The 26,426-nt window shown below is 50.3% G+C and carries 26 protein-coding genes; 22 read left to right on the forward strand and 4 right to left on the reverse strand.

All coding sequences use genetic code 11. The annotated features are described in order from the left end of the window. The first annotated feature begins 363 nt into the window (after positions 1 to 363). The 6 genes from EG028_RS16370 (at position 364) to pyrH (ending at position 5,016) form a co-directional block, all read left to right on the forward strand. Complete coding sequence (locus EG028_RS16370; protein ID WP_120517625.1) at positions 364 to 1,053, forward strand: zinc metallopeptidase; 690 nt, start codon at positions 364 to 366, stop codon at positions 1,051 to 1,053. 243 nt (positions 1,054 to 1,296) lie between these two features. Continuing rightward, the gene (gene rplM, locus EG028_RS16375) at positions 1,297 to 1,740 is read left to right on the forward strand and encodes a 50S ribosomal protein L13 (RefSeq protein ID WP_120517626.1); all 444 of its coding nucleotides are present in this window, start codon (positions 1,297 to 1,299) and stop codon (positions 1,738 to 1,740) included. Positions 1,741 to 1,753: 13 nt separating this feature from the next. Further along, on the forward strand, positions 1,754 to 2,143 hold the full coding sequence (rpsI, locus tag EG028_RS16380) for a 30S ribosomal protein S9 (protein WP_120517627.1): 390 nt from the start codon (positions 1,754 to 1,756) through the stop codon (positions 2,141 to 2,143). A 45-nt stretch (positions 2,144 to 2,188) separates the two neighbouring features. Next, positions 2,189 to 3,211, forward strand: coding sequence for a 30S ribosomal protein S2 (gene rpsB / locus EG028_RS16385; protein ID WP_120517628.1), 1,023 nt, complete (start codon positions 2,189 to 2,191; stop codon positions 3,209 to 3,211). A gap of 117 nt (positions 3,212 to 3,328) precedes the next feature. Further along, the gene (gene tsf / locus EG028_RS16390) at positions 3,329 to 4,153 is read left to right on the forward strand and encodes a translation elongation factor Ts (RefSeq protein ID WP_120517629.1); all 825 of its coding nucleotides are present in this window, start codon (positions 3,329 to 3,331) and stop codon (positions 4,151 to 4,153) included. A 149-nt stretch (positions 4,154 to 4,302) separates the two neighbouring features. Further along, positions 4,303 to 5,016, forward strand: coding sequence for a UMP kinase (pyrH, locus tag EG028_RS16395; protein ID WP_120517630.1), 714 nt, complete (start codon positions 4,303 to 4,305; stop codon positions 5,014 to 5,016). A gap of 871 nt (positions 5,017 to 5,887) precedes the next feature. Here pyrH and EG028_RS27735 read toward each other — a convergent pair. After that, complete coding sequence (locus EG028_RS27735) at positions 5,888 to 6,052, reverse strand: hypothetical protein (protein WP_162946549.1); 165 nt, start codon at positions 6,050 to 6,052, stop codon at positions 5,888 to 5,890. A gap of 425 nt (positions 6,053 to 6,477) precedes the next feature. Beyond that, the gene (locus EG028_RS16400; RefSeq protein ID WP_120517631.1) at positions 6,478 to 8,451 is read right to left on the reverse strand and encodes a sensor histidine kinase; all 1,974 of its coding nucleotides are present in this window, start codon (positions 8,449 to 8,451) and stop codon (positions 6,478 to 6,480) included. Positions 8,452 to 8,881: 430 nt separating this feature from the next. Here EG028_RS16400 and EG028_RS16405 point away from each other — a divergent pair, with 430 nt between their 5' ends. The 6 genes from EG028_RS16405 to EG028_RS16430 all read left to right on the forward strand — a co-directional run bounded on the left by EG028_RS16405 (position 8,882) and on the right by EG028_RS16430 (position 11,464). Continuing rightward, complete coding sequence (locus tag EG028_RS16405; protein ID WP_120517632.1) at positions 8,882 to 9,163, forward strand: hypothetical protein; 282 nt, start codon at positions 8,882 to 8,884, stop codon at positions 9,161 to 9,163. 87 nt (positions 9,164 to 9,250) lie between these two features. Further along, positions 9,251 to 9,526: a hypothetical protein gene (locus tag EG028_RS16410; RefSeq protein WP_120517633.1), complete on the forward strand. Its 276-nt coding sequence runs from the start codon at positions 9,251 to 9,253 to the stop codon at positions 9,524 to 9,526. Positions 9,527 to 9,618: 92 nt separating this feature from the next. Continuing rightward, entirely contained in the window at positions 9,619 to 10,386 is a 768-nt protein-coding gene (locus EG028_RS16415) for an exodeoxyribonuclease III (RefSeq protein WP_120517634.1), read from the forward strand. Then, a complete protein-coding gene (locus EG028_RS16420) occupies positions 10,383 to 10,685 on the forward strand; it encodes a DUF4286 family protein (protein WP_120517635.1) in 303 nt (100 codons plus the stop codon). The genes EG028_RS16415 and EG028_RS16420 overlap by 4 nt, the downstream gene beginning before the upstream one ends. A gap of 296 nt (positions 10,686 to 10,981) precedes the next feature. Continuing rightward, the gene (locus EG028_RS16425) at positions 10,982 to 11,251 is read left to right on the forward strand and encodes an HU family DNA-binding protein (RefSeq protein WP_074241463.1); all 270 of its coding nucleotides are present in this window, start codon (positions 10,982 to 10,984) and stop codon (positions 11,249 to 11,251) included. 96 nt (positions 11,252 to 11,347) lie between these two features. Further along, entirely contained in the window at positions 11,348 to 11,464 is a 117-nt protein-coding gene (locus tag EG028_RS16430; RefSeq protein ID WP_120517705.1) for a 30S ribosomal protein THX, read from the forward strand. 119 nt (positions 11,465 to 11,583) lie between these two features. Here EG028_RS16430 and pdxH read toward each other — a convergent pair whose 3' ends face one another. Next, entirely contained in the window at positions 11,584 to 12,231 is a 648-nt protein-coding gene (gene pdxH / locus EG028_RS16435; RefSeq protein WP_120517636.1) for a pyridoxamine 5'-phosphate oxidase, read from the reverse strand. A 95-nt stretch (positions 12,232 to 12,326) separates the two neighbouring features. On the opposite strand from pdxH, the gene EG028_RS16440 reads away from it, so the two are divergent. The 9 genes from EG028_RS16440 to EG028_RS16480 all read left to right on the forward strand — a co-directional run bounded on the left by EG028_RS16440 (position 12,327) and on the right by EG028_RS16480 (position 24,365). After that, positions 12,327 to 13,472 (forward strand): DUF3298 domain-containing protein, encoded by a 1,146-nt coding sequence (locus tag EG028_RS16440; protein ID WP_120517637.1) that lies wholly within the window; start codon positions 12,327 to 12,329, stop codon positions 13,470 to 13,472. Positions 13,473 to 13,476: 4 nt separating this feature from the next. Further along, entirely contained in the window at positions 13,477 to 16,638 is a 3,162-nt protein-coding gene (locus EG028_RS16445; protein ID WP_120517638.1) for an ATP-dependent helicase, read from the forward strand. 51 nt (positions 16,639 to 16,689) lie between these two features. Continuing rightward, positions 16,690 to 18,147, forward strand: a complete 1,458-nt coding sequence (locus EG028_RS16450) for an Ig-like domain-containing protein (protein WP_120517639.1) — start codon at positions 16,690 to 16,692, stop codon at positions 18,145 to 18,147. Positions 18,148 to 18,169: 22 nt separating this feature from the next. Beyond that, a complete protein-coding gene (recR, locus tag EG028_RS16455; protein ID WP_120517640.1) occupies positions 18,170 to 18,793 on the forward strand; it encodes a recombination mediator RecR in 624 nt (207 codons plus the stop codon). A gap of 87 nt (positions 18,794 to 18,880) precedes the next feature. Further along, positions 18,881 to 19,405, forward strand: coding sequence for a glutathione peroxidase (locus EG028_RS16460; RefSeq protein ID WP_120517641.1), 525 nt, complete (start codon positions 18,881 to 18,883; stop codon positions 19,403 to 19,405). Positions 19,406 to 19,411: 6 nt separating this feature from the next. Beyond that, the gene (locus EG028_RS16465) at positions 19,412 to 19,939 is read left to right on the forward strand and encodes a hypothetical protein (RefSeq protein WP_123864692.1); all 528 of its coding nucleotides are present in this window, start codon (positions 19,412 to 19,414) and stop codon (positions 19,937 to 19,939) included. A 21-nt stretch (positions 19,940 to 19,960) separates the two neighbouring features. Continuing rightward, positions 19,961 to 21,097, forward strand: a complete 1,137-nt coding sequence (locus EG028_RS16470; protein WP_120517643.1) for a DNA polymerase III subunit — start codon at positions 19,961 to 19,963, stop codon at positions 21,095 to 21,097. Positions 21,098 to 21,351: 254 nt separating this feature from the next. Then, a complete protein-coding gene (ricT, locus tag EG028_RS16475) occupies positions 21,352 to 22,839 on the forward strand; it encodes a PSP1 domain-containing protein (RefSeq protein WP_241559159.1) in 1,488 nt (495 codons plus the stop codon). A 65-nt stretch (positions 22,840 to 22,904) separates the two neighbouring features. Continuing rightward, positions 22,905 to 24,365 carry a rhomboid family intramembrane serine protease gene (locus tag EG028_RS16480; RefSeq protein WP_120517645.1) on the forward strand — a complete coding sequence of 487 codons (1,461 nt, stop codon included), beginning with the start codon at positions 22,905 to 22,907 and terminating at the stop codon, positions 24,363 to 24,365. A gap of 2 nt (positions 24,366 to 24,367) precedes the next feature. Here the strand turns inward: EG028_RS16480 and EG028_RS16485 are convergent, their stop codons facing one another. Beyond that, positions 24,368 to 25,405: a nucleoid-associated protein gene (locus EG028_RS16485; RefSeq protein ID WP_120517646.1), complete on the reverse strand. Its 1,038-nt coding sequence runs from the start codon at positions 25,403 to 25,405 to the stop codon at positions 24,368 to 24,370. A gap of 57 nt (positions 25,406 to 25,462) precedes the next feature. On the opposite strand from EG028_RS16485, the gene EG028_RS16490 reads away from it, so the two are divergent. Continuing rightward, positions 25,463 to 26,341, forward strand: coding sequence for an SMP-30/gluconolactonase/LRE family protein (locus tag EG028_RS16490; protein WP_120517647.1), 879 nt, complete (start codon positions 25,463 to 25,465; stop codon positions 26,339 to 26,341). Positions 26,342 to 26,426 lie beyond the last annotated feature (85 nt).

The raw sequence follows: 26,426 nt of genomic DNA on the forward strand, positions 1-26,426 counted from the left end.
AATTCCTTTGGCAGTCAGTCGGCTGGAACCCCCTGTTGTAGCCTGTTTCGCCTGCAAATTATTTTCTATAAACTTTCGTAAATTATTGATAGAGAGGGGTGGTAATATGGGCTTTGATATATTAAAAATCGAACATATTATAATTTAAAATAACCATTAATATTACCTGGAAAATAGGGATGAAAAGGGGGCGGTCCGGCCAAAGTGGCAGTGTTAAATTTTTGTGCTGACAAATTCCATGTGTAACCGTCAGGTTACATGACAGAACTGTCAATTTTACCAACTGGTAAGGGATTTGATAAGAATTATGGGTAATTTTATAGTGCGAACGAATCCAAACGACAATTAAAACAACAATATAAGATGACACCTGGTATAATGATTATTTCCCTGATCTTCGTGGGTATCAGTGCGCTGGTCAGCTACCGCCTGAAGAGCAAATTCAAGAAATACAGTGAGGTAGCGACTTCTTCCGGCTTTACCGGGCGGGAAATTGCCGAAAAGATGCTGAAGGACAACGGGATCTACGATGTGAAGGTGGTTCAGGGCCAGGGGTTCCTCAGCGACCATTATAACCCTGGTACCAAAACCGTGAACCTGAGCCCTGAGGTATATGGAACGGCCAGTGTGGCCGCCGCCGCGGTGGCTGCCCACGAGTGCGGCCACGCCGTACAGCACGCCACGGCTTATCCCTGGCTCACTATGCGCTCCAAACTGGTGCCTGCGGTGCAATTCAGCTCCTACATCGTCCAACTGGCCCTGATAGCGGGCATCCTGCTGGTAAACGTATTTCCCCAGCTGTTGCTGGTGGGTATTATCCTGTTTGCCGTTACAACGGTCTTTTCCATTATTACCCTCCCCGTGGAGTTCGACGCGTCCAACAGGGCCTTAAAATGGCTGGACAGCGCGGGCATTACTTATAAGCAGGAGCACGATATGGCCAAAGACGCGCTTTGGTGGGCCGCGATGACCTATGTGGTAGCCGCTGTGTCTTCCGTGGTGATCTTATTACAATACTTAATGATATATCTGGGCGCCAGCAGGAGAGATTAATGCTGTTTCCCGGGAAAATAAATATAGAAAGGGCCGCGCTTGCGGTCCTTTTTGTATGTGGGAGGCCAGTAAAACCGGGCTATGGATAAGGTGTTGATAATTGTTTGTCAAAATTTTTATTGAAAATCAATTAATTACAAGCACTCTCACGAAAAAAGTCGTTCAAACTGATGGTTATTTTCATTTTCCGACTTAGCTTTGCACTCCCAAATAGGGCGAGATTAAATTTTATTCTATTAAGCAATGAATACTTTAAGCTTTAAAACAAAATCTGCTAACGACGCTTACGTAAAGCGTGACTGGTACATTGTAGATGCTACCAACCAGACAGTAGGCAGAATGAGCGCCAAGATCGCGGCGATCCTGAGAGGTAAGAACAAACCTTACTACACACCTCACACCGACTGTGGCGACAATATCATCGTGATCAACGCTGAGAAGGTTGTTTTCACAGGCAACAAGCTCAACGACAAGGAATACCTGACTTACTCCGGTTACCCCGGTGGTCAGAAAGGCGAAACTGCCAAGGACCTGCTGAAGCGCCGTCCTGAGGTGGTGATCGAAAGAGCGGTAAAGGGTATGCTCCCTAAAAACCGTCTGGGCCGTGCGATGTACAAAAAACTCTTCGTTTATGCCGGTGCGGAACATCCGCATGCTGCTCAGAAACCGCAGTCTTTAACTTTCTAATCACACCTGAATAATGGAAAAACAAAAAAATACTATCGGTCGTCGTAAGGAAGCAGTTGCCCGCGTATACGTGAGCAAAGGTACCGGCACCATTCTGGTGAACGACAAGGATTATAAAACATACTTCGCGCTGATTTACCTGCAGAACCAGGTTGAAGCGCCTTTTAAGACCATTGACGCGCTGGATAAATTCGATGTAAAAGTGAATGCACAGGGTGGTGGTATCAAAGGTCAGGCTGAAGCTGTAAAACTGGGTATCGCCCGCGCACTGTGCGAGATCAACCCCGAGTTTCGCCCTGCACTGAAAGCTGCCGGCCTGCTGAAACGTGATCCGAGACAAGTGGAACGTAAGAAACCCGGTAAAGCTAAAGCTAGAAGAAGCTTCCAGTTCTCTAAACGTTAATGATTGTATCATTCAATTTTTGAACATCAATTTGATTAAAACAACATGGAAAATAATACTTCATTACAGCAGCAGTTACTGGAAGCCGGTGTACACTTCGGTCACCTGAAGAAGAAATGGAACCCGAAGATGCTGCCTTATATTTTCGCTGAAAAGAAAGGTATTCACATCATTGACCTGAACAAAACCGTTGAAGGTCTGCAGGAAACAGCCGCTGCGCTGAAATCTATCGCGAAAAGCGGTAAAAAGATCATGTTCGTTGCTACCAAAAAGCAGGCGAAAGAGATCGTTGCAGAAGCTGCAAAACGTGTGAACATGCCCTACGTTACCGAAAGGTGGCTGGGTGGCATGCTGACCAACTTCGCTACTATCCGTAAAAGCGTTAAGAAGATGCAGAGCATCGAAAAAATGCTGGCGGACGGTACTTTCGACAACATCACCAAAAAAGAGCGTCTGACGCTCTCCCGCGATAAGGACAAAATGGAAAAAGTGCTGGGTGGTATTGCCCAACTGGCGCGTGTTCCGGCTGCCCTGTTCATCGTAGACATCAGCCACGAGCACATCGCCCTGGCAGAAGCAAAACGACTCGGTGTATCTACTTTCGGTATGGTTGATACCAACTCCGATCCTACCAAGGTTGACTTCGCGATCCCCGCGAACGATGACGCTACCAAATCCATCGCTATCATCGTTAGCTACATTGCAGCAGCGATCGCTGACGGCCTGGCTGAGAGAGCCGTTGAAAAAACCGACGAGATTGAAGAAGAAGAAACCGACAACAAACTGCGCAAGTTCGAGCTGGAAGGCGGCGACGAGCGTGGTGAACGCGGACGCAGGCCTGGTGGCCCCGGTGGCAGAACCGGCGGTCCTGGTGGTCAACGCGGTCCTGGCGGCCCCGGTGGTAACCGTGGCGGCGGCGGCGGTAACCGTCCTGGTGGCGGTGGCGGCAGAAGCGGCGGCGGCGGCAATCGTCCTGGTGGCGGTGGTAACCGTCCTGGTGGCAATCGTCCCGGCGGCGGCGGTGGATTCCGTCCTTCCGGTGCAGGCAGACCTGGTCCGGCCAGATAATTGAACATACTCAATATCAATAGTGAATCGTGAATGATACTCGTCGTTCACGATTCACATTATACCCCACCGGTAGAAATTTTCATAAAACAATAACATATAAACTGATTATATACGATGGCAACAATTACAGCAGCTGATGTAAATAAACTGCGTCAGCAAACAGGAGCCGGAATGATGGATTGCAGGAAGGCGCTGGTTGAAACAGACGGCGATTTCGAAAAAGCAGTGGATTACCTGCGTAAAAAAGGTCAGAAAGTAGCTGCGCTGCGTTCAGACCGCGAAACCAAAGAAGGCGTTGTGATCGCAAAAACCACCGCTGACGCTAAAGCCGGCGTGGTGATCCTGCTGAGCTGCGAAACCGACTTCGTAGCCAAAAACGAAGATTTTGTGAAGTTCGGCCAGTCTATTGCAGACCTGGCGCTGGCAAACAACATCCAGACCGTAGAAGAACTGAACGCTGCTCCTCTTGACGGCGCTACAGTTGCAGATAAAGTGAACGACCAGGTAGCCAAGATCGGCGAAAAAATCACCCTGAGCCGTTTTGAAAGAGTGGAAGGCGCTGCCGTTACCGCTTACATCCACGGTAACTACCGCATGGGCGTACTGGTTGGTTTCAGCAAACCCGTTTCTGAAGAAGTGGGTAAAGACATCGCTATGCAGATCGCAGCTATGAATCCTCTCGCTGTAGATGCAGACGGTATTTCCGCTGACCTGGTGGCACGTGAGAAAGAGATCGCTATCGAGCAGATCAAAGCTGAAGGCAAACCTGCTGAAATGGCTGAGAAGATCGCTGCCGGTAAGATCCAGAAATTCTACAAAGAGAGCACCCTGCTGCAGCAGGCGTTTGTAAAGGATGGTAACAAATCCGTAGCAGACCACCTGAAGAGCATCGATGCCGAGCTGAAGGTAAATACCTTCAAGCGCATCGCTTTGGGATAATAACTTTTAATGATATAAAAGGAGAGAAATGAAAAATTCTCTCCTTTTTTTTGCATATACGTATTCAGGGGATAATTTTGGGATCGGAATTGTATATTAGCACTATTCGAGAATAAGGAGAATTAGATTTTACAATAATCATAGCTGACATGTTGCCAAAGTACAAACGAATTTTGCTCAAGCTGAGTGGTGAATCCCTGATGGGAGATAGCAATTATGGAATTGACCCGAAAGTGATATCCCAGTATGCAGTGGATATTAAGGCGGTAACGGACCTTGGAGTACAGGTTGCCATTGTTATTGGCGGGGGAAATATCTACCGCGGGATGAATGAAGCGGAAACCGGTATTGAACGGGCGCAGGGTGACTATATGGGCATGCTGGCCACCGTGATTAACGGCATGGCAATGCAGAGCGGCCTGGAACGCGCCGGGATGTATACCAGGCTTCAATCTGCCATCAAAATGGAACAGATTGCCGAACCTTACATCCGCCGCCGCGCCATCCGTCATCTTGAAAAAGGCCGTGTGGTGATCTTTGGGGCCGGCACGGGCAACCCTTATTTTACGACGGATACCGCAGCCTCGCTCCGTGCCATCGAGATACAGGCGGACGTGATCCTGAAGGGCACCCGTGTAGACGGTATCTATACCGCCGACCCGGAGAAAAACCCTACCGCCACCAAATTTGAAACCATCACCTTCAGCGAAGTATACCAGAAATCCCTCAATGTGATGGATATGACGGCATTTACGCTGTGCCAGGAGAATAACCTGCCCATCATCGTGTTTGACATGAATAAGATCGGGAATCTCCTGCACGTGATCATGGGAAGGAATGTGGGTACACTTGTGAAAGGATAATTTTCAGAAAATATATATACGAAAGCCGGGGTTTAGCTCCGGCTTTCGTGTTTTTCGAAATACCGCAGCGCACCGGAGATCAATCCCCGGGGGATGTTCCGGTTATGGGCTTGATGCTTCTCATTCCGCGATGAATATCCGTTATTTATTTCCGGTCGCGGCCAGTATATCGGGGATTACCAGGTGTTCGATATACGGCCTCCGATCATCCCACCCTACCGGCTGCTACCGGGTTCGTGGAAAAAATTTCCAGGGGAGGAATCCCCCGGACTATTCACCCATTCTTATGTTTTGTCATGAACGAAATAGCCGAACATGGCAGAGCTAAAGCTTTTAAAACAGCCGGAAGCTGCCTCTCTAAATGCTTCACTATTCCCATAATTTCCCTGGATAAAAATCATTAAAACTCCAGGGCCGTGTTCTGATGCCCGTAAAGAGCAATGGACCTTTTTCCGGAACATCAGCATATGGTCGTTGATTCTCCGGTTGTATTACCTCCCTTTCCGGCTGTTTAAGATGGTTGTATATACCTTGTTGGCACTTGCAAGGTGGATCATTACTGAATTGGTAATGACCACATGTCAAAACATAATTTCCCCGCCCCGGTTTCCCTAACCGGGTGTCATCATATAATTGGCCGGGAACGGCAGCTCCTGGCGGATAGCCGGCGCAGATGTGTTGTTGTACTGGGATGTCTTGCTGCTCCTGCTTAGCATATTCTCCCCCGGGAGCAAGTGCCATGTAAACTTGCGTATAACGGGGATACATACTAACCCTGATGTATGTCGAACGTAAGCGGCGGCAATCGTCCTGCCGGCCATCCACCCGGAGCCTGCCATAACCCGGCTCAATTTTTAACCCCTCAGATTCTTCAGGCTGAAATATAAACAGGTGATACTTTCCCGGTGAAAAGTTCCCGGCTTAAAAATGCTGTGATAATTTCCTGCCTTTCCCATGGCGGCTTCCAAAGGGAATAACCCATGGCAGGGGCCGGTTTTCCACCGGCAATTTTTCTGTCTTGCCTGATGTTTTTCATTGAATTCTCATGATGTGGTTGTGATAATAGTTTGTATTATCACATGCGGTTAACAGTATTTTTTCCGATCCTTATTTTTTCCTGTCACAACACTGCGAAATAGTAGGATAATCAAAAAATTGCAACAATGATTTCAGGTCAACATTGATAACAACACACGCAATTTAAGAATCAAAATCATTACAAAAAATGCGCTTCTTCTTCATTTCAACATAGACTGTTACCACACGGAGAGAACATAAAGAAAGCTGAGGTATTCATCGTTTTTGTGGAGAGAATCACATGAAATTTTTCCGGCTACCCGGTTGAAAAGAAAGGAAATGTGTGAGATGTTTTGAAAGGATAGCTGGGCGCAAACCTTTACCGGTATTGAAAAGTCAGCCCGGAGGGTGTAAAATCCGGCACAATGTGCCGTCAACAAACGATCAGGCAGCCTGGTCTTCCTCTTCGATCATCAGCGTATATTCAAACGACGTATATGTCTCGCCGTCACTTGCCACGGAAATCGTTCCCTGCATCTTCTCAATAAAATCTTTGCAGATGATCAACGCTAAACCCGCACCGCGACCGGTTTCCCTTGTTATCGCACCCGGCACGCGATAAGTAAAGATGTAAGGCATATCAATCTCCGTAATACCGCTGCCGCCATTGGTTACGGTGACGATCACACGATCGCCGAACTGGCGGGCGACAATGGATACAGGGCTTCCCCTCCGGGAATATTTAACCGCGTTGTGCAGCAGGTTACGGTTCACGAATTGCAGCATTTCACGGTCCGCGCGTACGGTAAGGCCGAACGGGATCTGCAGGTCCATGGCCAGTGCCTTGTCCCTGATATCCGCCATCATCGGCTCTCTCGCTTCATCCCAAAGCTCCTGTAACGAATAGGGTTGGGCTTTATATTCAAACCCGGCAAGCTGTGATTTGATCCAGCTCAGCACGGTCTCGAACAACTGGAGCGTTTCCACCGCCCTGGAAGATATACTGTTGGCGATCTCCTGGAATTGATCAGGCCTGATATCTTTTTGCTGGAAAAGATTTGTAACGCTGATGATATGACTGAGCGGGAGCCTGAAGTCATGTGCAAGGATGGACAGGAGTTTGTTCTTAAAATCGTCATGCCGCTGAAGCTGTTTGTTTTTGTCCATCATCATGCGGTTGATCTCTTTCAGCCTTTTGGCGCTCATGCGTGATTCGCGGGTGGATTTGTAATAAATGTATACCAGTCCCGCCGCCAGCAGTGTACAAACCACGAGGAAGAGGATCAGCATGGTCCTGTGACGGCTCACGAGTTTGTCCGAAACGAGCGTCTGCTCCTGCAATTCCTTGTTCAGCCGCAATGCCCGCAGCTCCTGCTCCTGCAGGAAAGATTCCATATAATCCTGTTCGCCCTGCGTGCGGAGGTCTTCCTGGTGCGTGGCTATTTCGCAAAGCACATCGGCGTACGGAAGGGCCGCGGCCGGGCCTATTGCTTTATAATACTGGTACAATGAAGTGACCGGGCGTACCATCAGTTTTTTATACCCGCCAAGGATGGCAGCATCCAGCATCTGTTTCCGGTAGCTGATGGAATCGGGCATTTTCGCGTACGTGGAATAAATATCCATCTGGGCATTGGCGTACAACGCGAGATAAGAATACCCTTCCCGGAAAGAATGCGCGGCCAGCCGCTTCAGGTTTTCCATGGCCCTGTCCATCCGGCCGGCCTTTACTTCTTCATGCGCGAGAAAAAGGCCTGTATAAGTGATGATACGATCGTCGTGGTAACGGGTGGCAATGTCGCGGGCTTTGTTCAGCGCCCAGCGGGCGGAATCCTGGCGCAGGCTGTCTTCTGCGAAGACGAGGTAATAATTGGCGAGCATACTGGCCCACACGGAGTCTTTCAGCAACCGGCTGCCGACGCCCATCGATTCCTCCATATAAGGGATAGCCAGCTCGTCTTTACCTTCATAATGGAAATAGCTGCCGATACAATATAAAGCCTGGCAGATGCCCGCGGAATCGCCGAGGTTGCGGTAACGCATGAGGCCTTCGAGGTAAAAACGGTGAGCAAGCTTGCCGTTGTTCTGGAAGGAAAAGCTGGAGCCGAGGTTCATGTATGCATCCGCCAGTCCTTTATGATAACGCGTTCTTATAGCAAGGGCCTTTGCCTGCTCGGCGTATACAAAACAGCTGTCCAGCTGATGTACGAGCGAGAGGGCGCTGATGCGGTTGAGCAGGTCTGTGTACTGCGCGCTGTCCGTTACTTTACCGCTATACAGGGTGTTTTTGAGGGATTGTACAAGTTGTTGCTGGCCGGATGCGGGAATGGAAAAAAGGAATAAAAAACAAAACAGCGGCGGAAGCAGGCGGATATTGTTTCCGACAGAGAAGATCCGGGGCAGGGAATTTTTTGTCATGGTCTACATTGTGTATCCGGACAAACCGGTAGTATTATAAAGCGGCATTGTTCAAATCCTTTAGGGGCACGGCTCCTGGGCCGTTTTTTTTCAAGTATAAGTTACATAAAACGGTGGAATTATTGATTTTTCAATATGCAGGGTTTTCCGCATATAAAATGTTAACCGATTGCTAACAACTGCTTGTTCAGGAAATGAACAAAAAAGAAAGTAAGGCCTTGAAAATGAACAAACTGAACAGCAAAAGATCGATTGCAGCTCTGTAATTTACAGTCTGTCATAAAATTTTTATCGTGGTTGTTCCCCGACAGAGCATCTAAAGACCCTGACCAATGAATGATCTAAGCCCCCGGGATTCATCGCCGATATACTCCTGATACCAGGAAAATGACAGCCAACAAAATCGTTTTTTAACCAAACCTCCTATCATATGGAAAACTTGCAAGTACACAACTATGGTTGCCAGGAACTGGATGCAACCACGACCCAAGACGTTAACGGAGGATTCCTCTCTCTGGGTATCGCCAATGTTAACGGTAAAATCACTCTCGGAGCCCAGCTCGATACCAACGCCCTGCTTTCAGGTCTTCCCGGCCTGCCCGGCACCGGCGGCGGCGTTCCCGGCTTAGGCGGCCTCGGTAATTTACTCGCCCCTGTTACCAACCTGCTGAACAGCCTCCTCGGCGGCCTCGGCGGTGGTTTACTGGGCTAAGAAACTGTAAAACCGGTTTAAAACCTGGTGGCGCTCATGGTACAGAGCGCCACCTTTTTTCCATTCACCCTCACAAACCCATTGCTTATGCAAAACCTGCAGCCACAACTCTTCGGATGCCAGGAGCTCTCACAGGCAGACGCCCATGACATCAACGGCGGCCTTATCGATCTCGGCTTCCTGAAAATCGATCTTGTAAACGCGGACGGCAAGATCAACCTCGGCATTACCATCGACCCCAACGGCCTCGGCGGCTTACCCGGCGGCGGCGGAACGGGCGGCCTGGGCAACATCCTCTCCCCCGTTACCAACCTGCTGAACAGCCTCCTCGGTGGCCTCGGCGGAGTTGTTAATCCATTGTAAACACCATTTCATAACAATCTTCCTGAGACTGTACTGATACATCAGTACAGTCTTTTTTATGCGAATCCTTATTTTTGCTGAAATAATTCATCATGAGGATCGTCACCTACAATGTCAACGGGCTCCGCTCCGCCATGACAAAAGGATTCACCGAATGGCTCAAAACCGATCCCGCGGACGTTATCTGCCTGCAGGAAGTAAAAGCCCACCGCGAGAATGTAGATTTCCAGCAATTTGAACAGCTTGGCTACACCGATTACTGGTACCCCGCCCAGAAAAAAGGCTACAGCGGGGTGGCCATCCTTACCAAAATAAAACCCGATCATGTTCAGTACGGGAACGGATATATGCAAAGCGATGCCGAAGGAAGGGTGATAAGAGCCGATTTCGGGGATGTTACGCTCATCAACGCATATTTCCCGTCCGGCACCACGGGAAACGAAAGGCAGACCTATAAATACCAATGGCTGGACGAGTTCTACGGATATCTCCAGCTCCTCCGCCAGGAAAGGCCCAACCTCGTGGTAGTAGGTGATTATAATATTGCCCATCAGCCCATCGATATTCACAATCCCGTCAGCAATAAAGATTCCTCGGGCTTCCTGCCTGAAGAAAGGGCATGGATGACCAAGTTGCTTGAAAACGGCTTCGTGGATACCTTCCGACAGTTTCACCCGGAACCCGATCAATACAGCTGGTGGAGCTTCCGCGCCAATGCCCGCAACAATAATAAAGGCTGGCGTATCGATTATATTAATGTAACAGAACCGCTCAAAAACAGGCTCCAGGATGCCGCTATCTGGCAACAGGTGAAACATTCGGACCACTGCCCCGTATACCTTCAACTCAAAAAGGCATGATCATATATAATGTTACCACCAAAGTAACGGTGCTGGTCAAAGACAGGTGGGTGGAATGGATGAAGCAGGAACATATCCCGGAGATCATTGCCACCGGCCTGTTTCACGACTACCGTTTCTGCCGCCTGCTGGAACAGGACGATTCGGACGGGCCTACTTATACCGTCCAGTACTTTACAGACACCCTTGAAAACTATTATACCTACCTCCAGGAATACGCCCCGATGCTCAGGCAAAAGGCCTTCGATGCTTTCGGAGACCAGTTTGTAGCCTTCAGGACGGTGATGCAGGTTGTATAACGCGCCAAACTTATCCACAGGAAATTCACTATTTTCAAGGCCTCGCGGCTTTGGTACAATACTTGGTATAAGAACGCGTTTAATAACGAAGTACATTAAAAGTCAATGCAGTAGCGCGTTTCACTGGAAACACCCGATCACATAACTTATACCGGAGGAATGCCCAATCAGCTGTAAACGTTACCTGTAGGGTTTTTCAGCCTCCAAAAAAAAGTTTTAAAAATTTGGTAATCTTATAAAACGCGCTATATTTGCTCACATCAAACATTTTCTCACTAGTTAAATCTTAACTAACTATGAACAAAGCCGAATTGATCGACAAACTCGCCAAAGACGCTGGCGTTACCAAAACCCAAGCAAACGATGCTCTGGATTCTTTCACTAAAGCTGTTGCCGACACCCTGAAAAAAGGCGGTAAAGTAACTCTGGTTGGTTTCGGTACTTTCTCCGTTTCCAAACGTGCTGCTCGTAACGGCAGAAACCCCCAGACTGGCCAGATCATCAAGATCAAAGCTAAAAAAGTTGCTAAATTCAAAGCTGGTAAAGCACTGTCTGACAAGCTCTAAGAGTTGGCGACCCAACTTATTTAAGCAAGGAACATTATTTGTTTCTTGCTTTTTTTATTTTTGCACTACATTCATTACTTAAAAATCAATAAAAAAATGGGTAGAGGAGATATCAAAACCAAGAAGGGAAAGATTTCCAACGGATCTTTCGGCAAAAGCCGTCCGGCTAAAACCAAGAAAACTGCTGCTCCTAAGGCAGAAAAAAAGGCTTAATTACATTAAGCCAGATATAGGGGATTCCGGTTATTTGCCTCGCAAAAACCCGGAATCCCTTTATTTTTTGTCCTTTCCAGGGTAGTCCTTCCATTATTTCCTTGTCGCAATCTGCCCGGTCAGGGCGCCAAACGGTCTATTTTCCAGCCCTGCGCGCCATCCGGGGTATATCTCAGCCTGTCGTGCAGACGGCTGCTACGGCCCTGCCAAAACTCCACCAGCGTCGGTTTTACAATATAACCGCCCCAATGCTCCGGGCGTTCGGGAGCATGCTGCAAATGCTCGGCTTCCAGTGTTTTTACCTTTTCTTCCAGGAATTCCCGGCCCGGTATCACCTCACTCTGCGGTGACGCCATCGCGCCAATCCTGCTGCCTATCGGCCTGGAATTAAAATATTCGTCACTGATATTTCCGGGCGCTTTGCTAACGGTCCCTTCTATACGCACCTGGCGCTCCAACTCCTTCCAGAAGAACAGCAGCGTGACATACGGGTTTTCCGCCAGCTCACGACCCTTGCGGCTTTCGTAATTGGTGAAAAAAAGGAAGCCGTTTTCGTCGAAACTCTTTAACAAGACGATCCTGGCCGATGGTTTGCCGTCCGCCGTACTGCTGGCCAGCGTCATGGCATTGGGCTCTTCCAGCTCGCTTTGTACCACATCCTGCCACCAGCGGCTGAACTGCTCCACGGGACCCGTTGCCACTTCCTTTTCGTTGAGCGTGGCCTTCCGGTAATCCTGCCTGAGGTCTGCTATCTTCTGATTGATCATTGTTTCCGTTTTTGCAAAATTAAGGCATATCCCGGCACAGATGCGACCGGTATCTGTATAAGTGGTAATTTACACCAGTTTTTAAACCGGAAAGCATGAGAATCCTGACTTGTCTGATCACCATGCTGGTATGCCTGAATGCCTGCCAGCCCAAAGGCGCTAACCAGAAAAAAACCGGGGACGACAGTTCTTCGTTTGCCCCCGCGGAGAATGTACCCGCGCCCCCCAAAGCGCTGGCAAAATACCAGTCCCTGAAAGGCACCCTGGCCGGGCAACCTGTGACCATGAACCTCGCCAGTTTTGAAGAAAACAACCTTGACGGCTGGTACTTTTATGATAACGTGGGAGAACCGATCCAGGTGGAAGGAAGACGCGAAAACAACGGCCGGATAAGCCTTACGGAATATAACAGGGACAGCGACAGCTGTGTTTTTACCGGTACTTTTAATACGGACGGAACCTTCACGGGCCACTGGACCGGCAAGGGTAAAAGTTTCCCTTTTAACCTGAAAGAAGATACCACGGGCACCATCCGCTTTACCACTATCACACATGAGGATTCACTGAACCTTTTGCCCGGCCGCGAAGATTCGCCGCAAGGCACCTCCACCGGCAGCATCGTATGGCCCACCGGCGGAGCGGACGAAGCCGTGCTTGTTTTTATCCGCAAAACGATCGCGCCGAAATATAAAACCGGCGATGATGCCGGCGTGTTCCTCAAACAGCAGGCCGATGCATTTTTTAAGGAATATAATGGCATCCGTGGCGATGTGGATACCACGGAACTGAAAGACCGCGGCTTCTCCTGGAACTGGGACGAATCTTCCCGGACAAACGTGGTCATTAACAAATGGCCGCTGCTGGCATTGGAAACATTCAGTTCCTCCTACACCGGCGGCGCGCATGGCAATCATGGCACCGGTTTCCAGCTGCTGGACCTTTCCGCGAAAAAGGTGCTCAAACCGGCGGATGTGTTTAAGCCCGGTTATAAAAAGGCGCTGTCCGCCGCACTGGACAAGGCCTTCCGCAAACAATACAGCATACCGGCAGGCGAGCCGCTGGACAAACAATATCTTTTCGCCAGGATCATTGAGCCGAACGACAATTTTTATCTCACGCCCAAAGGCGCCGTATTCAGTTATACTCCTTACGAAATAGGCCCCTATGCCGTGGGACAGATCACCTTATTTGTCCCGTTTTCAGACATCAAAGGCATCGTAAAGGAGACGTACCTTCAGTAAATCTATGAGCAACAAAGACAGCCAACAATATAACCAACGGTTCCAGGAAGTATATGAACGCCTGAATGAGCGCCAGCGCGAAGCAGTGGACAACACGGAAGGACCTGTGATGGTGATTGCCGGGCCGGGCACGGGCAAAACCCAGATACTCGCCTCGCGCATCGGCAAGATCCTGCATGAAACGGATTTTTTACCGCACAACATTCTCTGCCTTACCTATACCGATGCCGGAACAGTGGCCATGAGAAAGCGTCTCACCGACTTCATCGGGCCGGATGCCTACCGGGTGAACATCCATACTTTCCACTCTTTTTGTAACGAAGTGATCCAGGACAACCTGTCGCTTTTTGAAAAAAATGTGCTGGACCCGATCTCCGACCTGGAGAAAATACAGCTGCTCAAAACGCTCATCGACGGTTTCACCAAAGACAACCCGCTTAAAAGATACCGCGGCGACGTGTATTACGATATGCGGAACCTCGCCCACCTTTTCTCCACCATGAAACGCGAAGGCTGGACGGTGCCTTTTATCCGTGAAAAAGTAGAAGAATATGTGGCTTCCCTCCCCGACCGCGAAGATTATATTTACAAACGCGCCAGCGGCCGCTTCAAAAAAGGGGACCGGAAAGAAGAAAAACTCGCGGGAGAAAAGGAAAAAATGGCGCGACTGCTGGCCGCCGTGGAGCAGTTCGACATCTTCCAGCAGCTGATGCATAAAGCCAACCGCTACGACTTTGACGATATGATCAACTGGGTGATCCGCGCCTTTGAGCAAAACCCGAACCTGCTGCTGGATTACAAAGAACGGTTTCAGTACATCCTCGTGGACGAATACCAGGATACCAGCGGTACGCAGAACCGGCTCATCCAGCTGCTGACAAGCGGCGAGGAAAAACCGAACGTATTCGTAGTGGGAGACGATGATCAGTCCATTTACCGCTTCCAGGGCGCCAATATCGAGAACATGGAGCAGTTTGCCGGCGAGCATTTTGAGCAGGCCCTTCGTACGATCGTGCTCACGCAAAACTACCGCTCCGTACAGAATATCCTGGACGTGAGCATGTCTGTAATAAGCCACAACAAAGGCTCCCGGCTGGTGGATAAACTGGACGGGCTCAGCAAACAGCTGCTGGCTTCCAACAGCAAACTCACCCCGCTGGACATTCCCCCGGTGATCCGCCGCTACAATACCCCGCGGGACGAAATGGTTGCCATCACCACCGAAGTGGAGCAGATACTCGCGGAAGGCGTAATGCCGGGCAGGATCGCGATCATTTATAAAGAGAACAAATACGGGGAAGAGCTGGCGCAATATTTCCGGCTCAAAAAACTCCCTTTTTATTCCAAACGGAACATCAACCTGTTTGAGCTGCCCTTCGCCAAAAAGATCATCCACATCCTGCGCTACATTGCATGCGAGCTGGAAACGCCTTATAGTGGCGACGATCTGCTGTTCGAGATCATGCACTATGATTTCTACAAAGTGCCGCCCATCGAAGCGGCCCGCATCAGCATCGAAGTGGCGGAGAAAGGTTACAGCGAAAAATTTTCCATCCGCAAATACCTCCAGGACTGGAACAAAACCCGCAACCCGACGCTCTTTTCGCTGGCTCCCGACGAAGAGGCCATGCGCCTGGGCAACCTCCTGGAAAAGTGGATCGCGGACGCGCACAACCTGACCCTCCAGCAGCTGTTTTCCAACATCATCAGCGAGGGCGGCATCCTGGCATACATCATGGCTTCGCCGGAGAAGATCTGGCTCATGAAGATCCTCCAGGCCCTGTTCGACTTCATCAAAGACGAAACGCACCGTCACCCGGAGATGAACATCATGTCCATCATGGAAACGGTGGACCTCATGGAAAGCAATTCCCTGGCCATTCCGCTGGTCCAGGTATCCGGCAACGAAAAAGGCGTGAACCTCCTTACCGCCCATGGCGCCAAAGGGCTGGAGTTTGAATATGTGTTTGTGGCCGGCACCAATTCCCATCTTTGGGAAAAGAAGAAAAAAAGCGCCGCCGGTTTTTCCTTCCCGGACACGGTGTTTACAACGGAAGCCACGTCCACGGACGAGCAGGAACTGCGCCGCCTCTTTTATGTGGCCATTACCCGCGCGGAAAAACACCTGTTCATCAGCTACCCCGAGTTCCGGCAGGATGGCAAACCGCTGGAACCGAGCATGTTCATCAGCGAAATCCTCCAGGCCCACATCCTTCCCCAGCACAAGGTGGAAATGCCAGAGGAAAAGCTATTTGAGTTCGAAGCCCTGCAATACGGCAAGGAACTGGCCCCCGAGATCGAAAAAGTGGACCAGCTGTTCATAGACACCCTGCTGAACGGTTTTACCATGAACGTGACCGCGCTGAATAATTACCTCCGCTGCCCGCTTTCATTTTATTACCAGAACCTCGTGCGGGTGCCTTCAGGCCGATCAGAAAACACGGAATTCGGCTCCGCGGTGCACTTTGCGCTGGAAAAACTCTTTCAGAAAATGCAGGAGCGGAACGCTTTCCCGCCAAGGGAGGAGTTTGTTAAAGACTTCAAATACAGCATGCTGCGCAACCGGGAATGTTTTACCAAAGAAGCCTTTAAAAGAAGGATGGAATATGGGGAAGACATCCTGAGCGCATATTATGATAAATACATTCACACCTGGAACACGGTGGTGAGCATCGAGCGGAATGTAAGGAACGTGGTGGTGAACGGCGTGCCGCTCAAAGGCAAGATCGACAAGCTGGAGTTCAACGGCAACGAGGTGAACGTGGTGGATTACAAAACCGGGGATTACGAAAAGACGAAAAACAACTATCGCAAATTTGACCGCCCGAACCAGCGCGACCCAAATGGCGGGGACTACTGGCGCCAGGCGGTATTTTATAAAATTTTGTTAGATAATTATAAACAGAAGAACTGGCAGGTAGTTAGCACGGAATTTGATTTTATTGAGCCCGACAAACAAAAGGAGTATTTCCGGGAAAAGATCGCGATCCTCCCCGAGGATATCACCACGGTCACCCAGCAGATCAAAGACAGCTGGATCAGGATACAGAACAAGGAGTTTTATACCGGCTGCGGCAAGGAAGATTGCAAATGGTGCGGGTTTGTGAAGGACAACAAGCTGGAAATAGCCCTGCATTCCCTCGTGGAAGAGGAGGAAGATGAATAATGGACAACAAACAGTAAGTTTGCAAATAATTTAATTCACAGGTTAGGACTCATGAATCAGAACATGCGGGGCTGGATAGGCTCACTGATCGTATTGGCTTTGTGCAGCTTTTTTACCCAATGCGCGAATATCGTACCTCCGGGAGGCGGCTCAAGGGACACCCTGCCGCCCAGGCTGGTCAATGTTTCCCCCTTGGATTCCACACTGAATTTCAACTCGAACAAGGTTGTTTTCCATTTCAATGAGTTCGTGGAACTGGACAATGTGATCGAAAAGCTCATTGTGTCCCCTACCATGAAACGGACCCCGGTGATCACCGCCAAACTTCGCGTGGTGACCCTGGAGATCAAGGATTCCCTTCAGCCCAATACTACTTACACCTTTAACTTCGGCGACGCCATAAAGGACGTGAACGAGCGTAATCCTATCGAGGATTTCCAGTACGTGGTGTCCACCGGCTCCTATATGGACTCCCTCCAGCTGACGGGCAAGGTGCTGATCGCCGAAACGGGCAAACCGGACAGTAACGTGGCGGTGATGCTGTACGGAAACCTCGAAGATTCCGTAGTGTCCAAGGAAAAACCGCTGTACCTCTCCAAAACCAAAGGCGACGGCAGTTACCGCTTCAGGAACCTGAAACCCGGCACCTACCGGCTTTTTGCGTTAAAAGAAGAAGACCGGGATTACCAATATACGCAGCCGGAGGAGCTGATCGCATTTTCGGACAGCCTGGTAAGGCTGAGCGAAAACATGTCCGACATGAACCTGGCGCTGTTCAACGAAATAGATACCGTAAAGCTGGAAGAAGAGCCGGAAGTGACCCAGGCCCCGCCGGAAAAGGACAAGGATAAAAAGCCCCGCAAACCGCGTTTGCAGGTTGGTTTTGACCTCAACGGGGGCCAGCAGGAACTGGGCGACTCTCTCACCATGACCTTCAATTTCCCCATCCGCAGCCTCGATTCCGCGCAGATAGGGCTGTATGAGGACACCACACGCAAAAAAGTAGCTTTCACCCTCCACCAGGCCGATACAACCGCAAAAGCGTATAAGCTCGTTTACAGCTGGAAACCCGGCAAACCTTACGAACTCATTCTTCCCGCCGGTTTTGCCACAGACACCTCCGGCCTTCAGACCGCCAAAACGGACACTGTTACCTTCGAGGCCAAAGACCTGGATGACTACGGTACCGTTAAAATAGCCCTTACCGTGAGCGACAGCGCCCGGAACGTGCTCCCCGCCGAGGATACCAGCTACCAGTTTGTGATACAGCTGGTTTCAGGCACGGAGATCAAATATTCCGGCGTGATCAGCAACGGCAAATGGGAAAAAGGCCTGATACAGCCGGGTGAATACCAGATCAGGGTGATCGTGGACCGGAATAAAAACGGCGCCTGGGATACGGGCGTCTATTACGGTGTGCCCAGGAAGCAGCCCGAAACCGTATTTTCGTTCAAGGACCCTATCAACATCAAAAAGAACTGGACGGTAAGCCCATCGGTCAAACTATAGCCTTTATCCGTAATTTTGCATAATGATCTTCTCCTCTGCATTGATTGAAAATGCCGTAAATGAATTTGCAAGGCTGCCGGGCGTCGGTAAAAAAACCGCTCTGAGGCTGGTGCTGCACCTGTTGAAGCAGGATACAGCACAGGTAGAGCTGTTTTCTGAAACGATCGCCCGTATGCGCCGCCAGATCAAATTCTGCCGGTATTGCCACAATGTGTCCGACGAAGATACCTGCAGCATCTGCGCAAACGCTTCCCGTAACAACCAGGTGGTGTGCGTGGTGGAAAGCATCCGCGATGTGATCGCCATCGAAAATACCCAGCAGTTCAACGGCGTGTATCATGTACTGGGAGGCATCATCTCCCCCATTGACGGCATCGGGCCGGACCAGTTGCAGATCCACTCGCTCGTGGAAAGAGTGCAGCAGCAGGGCGTGGAAGAAGTCATCATGGCCCTCAGCCCCACCATCGAAGGAGACACCACCATCTATTACCTGTCGAAAAAACTAAAGGATTACCCCGTGAAAATCACCACGATAGCGAGAGGCATCGCCTTCGGCGGAGAGCTGGAATATGCGGACGAGATGACGCTGGCCCGCTCCCTCACAAACCGCCTGCCGCTGGAAAATTATCTGCAGCAGGGGAAATAGTAAGTTCACTTTCAAATTCCGTCAGGATAGCTATCTTTATGTCCTGGTAATCATATTCAAACCGCTCATACTCCAAATATCCAGATCATGTTCAAATTAGCACTGCTCTCCATTTTTTTCTCCTTTGCTTTTGGCAATGTGTACGACTTTAAAGTTGATGCGCTGGAAGGAGGCAAAATTGATTTTTCAAAATACAAAGGGAAAAAGATCCTTATCGTGAATACGGCTTCTATGTGCGGCAACACCCCGCAATACGCCGAGCTGGAAAAATTATATAAAAAATACAAGGGCAAACTGGTCATCATAGGGTTCCCCGCCAATAACTTCGGCGGACAGGAGCCGGGCTCCAATGAAGAGATCAAGGCATTCTGTTCGAAAGAATATGCGGTGACTTTCCCGATGGCGGCCAAAGTTTCCGTAAAGGGCTCGGACATTCATCCCCTGTATCAGTGGCTGATAGCCGAAAGTAAGGCCAAACAATTATCTCCCGAAGAAGTGACCTGGAACTTCCAGAAGTATCTTCTGAATGAGAAAGGTGAGCTGGTGGCTGTTTTTAAGCCCCGCACACAGCCTTCTTCGCCGGAAGTGATCGAAGCGATAGAAAAACACTAACCGGATATGCGTAAAATTCTACTGAAACTTTTTACAGCCATTGGCTGCAGTGTTTTATTGTTTTCAGCCTGCTCCGATTACGATCCCGCGGCATTGCTGAATTGTGAAAAAGCTGCTTTTAACCTGGCGGACAGCAACGGTGTTAATTCCCTTAAACTACTTAGTGCCAACATGTTACGCAATCAGAACTTAAAACTCCTGAGCATAGAGGCATATTTTAAAGACAGTGTAAGGGTCGTATTGAACGTGGCGGATGCCGGGTACAACAGTGCGGGCCTTCAGCACGATAGCCTGCATACCGGCAGTTATCTCTTTTCCACCCGCCAGGTGAATGCCTCATCCGGCAAAGTAGTGCTGGGAGTTAAAAACGGAAAGGATTACAAGTTCCTCACCACCGATACTTCCTCCATCACCATCTTCGAAGTAGACGTGATAAACCGCACTATTTCAGGGTCCTACTATGTGGAAACCGTGAATCCCGCGATGAAAATGCACGGCGGTTTCAGCAAAGTGTGTTTTCTGTCCATCCAATAATAATGCTGTATTTTTACGGCTATGTTTTTCACTGATATCATAGGGCAGGAAGCGGCGAGGCACCAGTTGCTGCACGCCGTGGAACAGAACCGCCTCAGCCACGCCATGATACTGCTGGCCCCGGAAGGCGCCGGCGGGTTACCCGTCGGGCTGGCGTTCGCACAATATCTCGTCTGCGAAGACCGCCAGCCGCAGGACGCCTGCGGGCAATGCTCCGCCTGCAAAAAAGCAGCACAGTATATTCACCCGGATATTCACTTCTCTTATCCCGTAATCCCCCGCAAGCCCGGAGACAAACCCGTGAGCACGGATTACATCACGGAATGGCGGGAATACATCGCGCAGCAGCCCTATGGTAATGCCTATGACTGGCTGCAGTTCATCGGCGCGGAAAATAAACAGGGCAACATCACCGCCCACGAATGTTCCGACATCATCCGCAAGCTGAACCTCAAAAGTTTTGAAAGCGATTACAAGATCCTGCTCATGTGGATGCCGGAATACCTCGGCAACGAGGGCAACCGCCTGTTGAAACTGATCGAGGAGCCGCCGGCCAATACCATTTTTATCCTCGTGGCGGAAAACCAGGAGCAGATACTGGCCACCATCCTTTCCCGCACCCAGCTGGTCAGGATCAACCCGCTTTCCAAACAGGAGGTCGTGGATGCGCTGAAGGAACGCAACCAGGTGCCTGAGCCCCGGGCCAGGCAGATTGCAACCATTGCCTCGGGCAATTACCGGGAGGCTTTGCAATTGCTGCAACATGCCGAAAACGATTATCATGAATTGTTGCGTACCTGGTTGAATTGCATTTTTATGCAAAACAGGCAGGGCCTGCAGGATTGGGTGGAGCATATTGCCAGCGCCAAAATGGGCCGCGAGAACCAAAAGCAGTTCCTCCGGTATTTTATCAACGTGCTGGAGCATAGCCTGCGTGTGCAGTACATGGACCGCAGCCAGCTGGCCTTTTCGGACGAAGAGGTGGACTTTGCGGAGAAACTCAGGAAGCTGGCGAATCTTGGTCAGATGGAGCAGATCACCGAAGAACTGGACAATGCTTATTACCATATCGAACGGAACGCGAATGGTAAAATACTCTTCCATGCGCTGTCTATAAGGCTCCAGTACATCTTTAAGGGCCGGCCTCTGCCGGTATAGCTGTCAACTATTTACCGTACCTTTGGCCCTTATTTCCCTGTACGTCTTTGTGAATCTGGAAGTAAATATGTACTTTTAGTGACTTGGGATTGCAGGAATGACTATTTTTTAAAATAATAAACCAAAATAATATGGCTTGTGCCGGATGTGGTACGGGTGCGGATGGGAAGCCGGCGGGATGCAAGAGTAATGGAGGTTGCAGCAGCGGAGGTTGTAACAGGTTGAACGTATTTGACTGGCTGTCCAACATTCCCTTGACTGATAGTTTAGCACCATTTGACATCATAGAAGTAAGTTTTAATAACGGTAGTCGCAAAGATTTCTTCAGAAACTCCACCAAACAGCTTTTCGAGAAGGGCGAAATGGTGGCTGTGGAAGGGGTCAGCGGTTTTGACGTGGGGATGGTGAACCTTACCGGGGAACTGGTAAAGTTGCAGATGAAAAAACGACGGGTGGAAGATACTCCCGAAGTGAAAAAACTCCTGCGCCGCGCCTCCACTGAAGACATGAACCGCATGTCCGATAACAAAAAACGCGAGACCGAAGCACTTATTAAAGCCAGGGCGATCGCCCGCAGCATAGGCCTGGAAATGAAGCTTGCAGAAGTGGAGATCCAGGCGGACGGCCGTAAGGCTACCTTCTTTTATACGGCTGATGACCGTGTCGATTTCCGTGAACTGATCAAGATATATGCCTCCGAATTCAGGGTGAAGGTGGAAATGCGCCAGATCGGCGCCCGCCAGGAAGCCGGGAAAGTGGGTGGTATCGGCAGTTGCGGCCGCGAGCTTTGCTGCTCCACCTGGCTCACGGATTTTAAATCTGTGAACACTACCGCGGCAAGATATCAGAACCTTTCTATCAACCAGGCCAAATTATCCGGTCAGTGCGGCCGCCTCAAATGCTGCCTCAACTACGAACTGGATACCTACCTGGACGCCCTGAAAGACTTCCCGGACGACTGCGATATGATTGAAACTGCCGGCGGCAATGCAACCCTGCAAAAGCGCGACATTTTCAAGAACCTCATGTGGTATTCCTACGACAACAGCAATAAACAATACCCGCTTACCATCACCCGCGTGAAGGAAATACGCCAGCTGAACAGGCAGGGCGTCAAGCCGGAAGAGTTGAAAGCCGTTGAGGTGGTGACCTCCAAACCCAACAAAGACGTGGACCTCGGGTTTGCGGACGTCGTGGGCCAGATCAGCCTCCGCTCGCTGGAAAAAGCTTCGCAGAAACGTAAACAGAAAACGAAGGAAAAACATAAAGAACATCACCAGAAGGACAAACCTAAAGGCGGCGGCAACCAGCAGCAGCCCGGGCAGTCCGGTGGCGCACCGCAAGGCCAGCAGCAGGCACGCCCTCAAAAGGAGCAGCGCCCGCAAGGCGACCGTCCTCCAAGACAGGAACAAAAACCACGCGGCGACCAGAAACCACGCGAGCAGCGCGGTGACCAGAAGCCCCGCGGCGAAAGAAGCGGCGAGCCACGCGGCGAACAAAAGCCCCGTGAACCGAGGGAACAGCGCCCGCCCCGCAACGAAAACCAGCCCCGTGGAGATCAGAAACCACGTGAGCCCAGGGAAGGCGGACCAAGGCCACAAGGCGGCGAGCAGAATCCCCGCGAACCGCGCGAAGGCGGACCCAAACCGCCACAGCAAGGTGGTGGAGGCGGCCAGCGCAACCAGAACCGGAACCGCCCCCCGCGGAAACCAGACAATAAACAACCGGATAACAAACAATAAAACTGTTATTGTACCGTATATAGTAGAGGCGCTCTTTGTAGCGTCTCTACGTTTATTATCCCATCATGATCGGATTTCCTCCCCGATACGGCACCACCTACTTCCTTGAAAACCGCAGCGCCGCGGAACAGCTTGTTATTTTCTGGCTGGCCGTGGAAAAAATGGGCTGGCAGCTCAGCGAAGTAACGTCCAACAGTATCACCGCATTTACCAATTTCAGCCTCCGCTCCTGGAACGAGCAGGTGAGCATCCGTTTTACCCCTGAAGAGATCAACCTGTTCAGCGTCTCCACCGGCGTACAGGTGCTGGATTTCGGCAGGAACAGGCAGAATATTAAACGCCTGCTGAAAGCTGTTGCTGCAATTGCAGCGGAAACTCCCGGGGAAACTTTAACAACGGTATACGAAGAACGGCAGCACCGCATCCGCCCGGAAGGCGAAACAATCCATCTCACACGCAGCAGGCCGGTGGTAGCCGGTTTCATGCAGGTATTCAGGCCGGTAAAGGGTTATTTTATTACGCCTATCATCATCGTACTGAACGTATTTATCTTTTTACTGCTCACCAATAAATGGCTCTTCCCGGAAAGCAGCGGCTGGGCGCCCCACCAGGACGTACTGGAGCGGGCCGGCGCCAGCTTCAAACCGCTGACGCTTTTCGGCGAGCCCTGGCGGCTGGTTACATCATCGTTTTTGCATGCGGACGTACTTCACCTTTTCTTCAACATGTATGGCATCATGGTCTGCGGCATCTACCTGGAGCCCTTGCTCGGCCGCTGGCGGTTCCTGCTGGTGTATATCTTATGCGGCATCATGGCCAGCCTCAGCAGCCTCTGGTGGTACGACATCACGCCCACCCTCGGCGCGTCCGGCGCGGTGTTCGGCCTGTTCGGTTTCATTCTTACCTTATCCCTGCATCATTTCCTGGAACCAGGCGAAAGAAGGGCGCTGCTCACCAGCATCGGGCTTTATATCGTACTGAGTTTTTCCACCATCTTCCTTTCCACCAACTTCGACCATGCCTCGCATATCGGCGGGCTGCTGGCGGGCATGCTGCTGGCTCAGCTGCTTTATGCCGGTCTTCAGAAAAATGCCACCCGCAGTGTAATGGTGCGCAGCACGGCCTTGGCCACAGCGTTAATGCTGGTCATCATTTCAGCGGTGTATGTGCTGCTGCCCAGGGATGTGACGGATTATATGGCCAAACGGGCCAGGCTGGACGAGAATTATATCCTGGCCTCGGGGGTATATCACGCCCGGAACGATGAAGAAAGAATGAAATGGCTGAAGAACTACTCCATTTATTACATGGATGAGAACCTCCGCATCATGGATGAGATCGACAGGCTCTCGCTCAGCATTGATTCAAAACAACAGAACAAGCTGCTGCGCAAGCTGTACAACACCCGCAAACAGCTTTTCACCTGGAACTACCAAACCCTCCACGAAGGCCGCAACAGGTACGACAAACAAATCCTGGAAGCCATGCATGATCTTGAAAAAATGCACCGGCAACTGAATTACTGATCCTACTTTTCGTCCTGGAAATAGAGCTTGTAATAATTCATATTCCGTTCTTCGTCATACCCCCGCTCGATCATTTCACGGTTGCCATGTACATATACGTGGAAGTTCTTGTCCAGCTTGAGAATGCTCTTGAAGAACTTTTGCTGCTTTTTTACGGCCGGGTTGGAGATATCAAATTCATCAGGTATTTCGTCGCGGAAGTTTTCGCGGTAATTGCGGAAAGCATCCACCGCATCCGGGTGACCCAGCACTTCTTCCGCGAATTCATCCATCTGGAACTGTTCCTTTTCCTTGAAATAGGTCGCGGATTTTTTTAACAGGTCGATCTGATCCACGCGGTTCATTTCAAACTCCTCGGGCAGCTTTTGCTGGATGAACTGCTGGCAAAGCGTCACCATCGTTTCCGTCTGGTGATAACTGTCGGCCTTCCGCTCCACCTGGAGGAACGCGTCTTTCCAGTACACCGCTTCATTTTTGCTGTTGCTGTCCACGATACTCACCTTGTAGCCGTCTTCCTGCCCGATGTTGAACACGAGGCAGCCTTTATCCAGCTTGTTGATATTGATACCGTCGTCGTAGTTCAGCTCGTAGTTTTCGTCGCTGAGGAATACTTTCAGGTAGGTATCGCGGTTCTCGGACTTGAATATGCCGATGGCTTCCACATCTTCCCCATCCACCTGGCATTGAGAAAAATGAACGATATACAGTTCCCCGCCCTTGATCTTCGGGTGGGTGGACACTTTATAAAGATGTTTGGCGATGTTGACGGATTGCTCCTGGAAACTTTCCTTATCCCCGAAAATGAGGCTGCAATATTTAAAAACCTCGTTCAGGTGCAGGTCCGCATCGTGGGTGAAGCGAAAATACTCGGCGTTGTTGGTGAACGGCTGGATGAAATAACTCAGCAGCAGGTTGCCGATGGTTTCGTCCTTCAGCTCCAGCGGCTGCTGCGACAGCACCAAGGGGTCTTCATTGGACGCATTTCCCACTTTATGGATCGTGAGCCTTTCCAGGTCTTTTATATCTGATACGTGAATCATACGGGCTGCAAATTAGGGGCATTTAACTTTTTCGACGAAAAAAATTAATTTCCCGGAATGAAACGTATACCCTCCGCCCTGCTGCTACTTGCCACGGCTACCGCCTGCGCCCAGGAACCGCTGTACACCGCCAAAGACCTGACCAAAGAAAATATGTTCTCCACCAATATCGAAGGCCCGAACTTTGACAAGGCGGGCAATCTTTATGTGGTGAACTTCCTCAAAGACGGCACCATTGGCAGGATCAGTACCAAAGACGGAAGCGGCGAAGTGTTCGTCACCCTGCCGGACAGCAGCATTGCGAACAGCATCCAGTTTACCTCCAAAGGAGACATGCTGCTGGCGGATTTCAAAGGGCACAACGTGCTGAAGGTGGATATGAAAACACGGAAGATCTCCGTATATGCTCATTCCGATCGGTTCAGCCAGCCAAACGACCTTTGCATCAACAGCAAGGACCAGGTTTTTGCTTCGGATCCCAACTGGAAAAAAAGCACCGGCCAGCTCTGGCGCGTGGACAAAGGCGGGAAAGTGACGCTGCTGGCGGCGGACATGGGCACTACAAACGGCATCGAGCTGAGCCCGGACGAAAAGACCCTTTATGTGAATGAAAGCGCGCAGCGCAAGGTCTGGAAATTTGATGTGGACGCGCAGGGCAATATCTCCAATAAACGGCTCTTCGCTGAATTCCCGGATCACGGGTTTGATGGCATGAAATGCGACAAAACAGGTAATCTTTACCTGACCCGTTACGGCAAAGGCACGATCGTAGTGCTTTCTCCGTCGGGGGAACAGTTGCGGGAAATCCCGCTGAAAGGCAAATCATGCAGCAATCTTGTGTTTGGCGGGAAAGACGGTAAAACCGTGTTTGTAACCCTGCAGGACAGGAAATGTATCGAAACCTTCCGGGTGGAGGTTGCGGGGAAAAAATTCTAAACCGGTACTTTATTCACATAAGCCCAGGATATACGGAGCATATAGGATAGATATAGGCAAGATATACGAGTGATATAGGATAAGA

Source organism: Chitinophaga barathri, assembly GCF_003807585.1.
Classification (GTDB): domain Bacteria; phylum Bacteroidota; class Bacteroidia; order Chitinophagales; family Chitinophagaceae; genus Chitinophaga; species Chitinophaga barathri.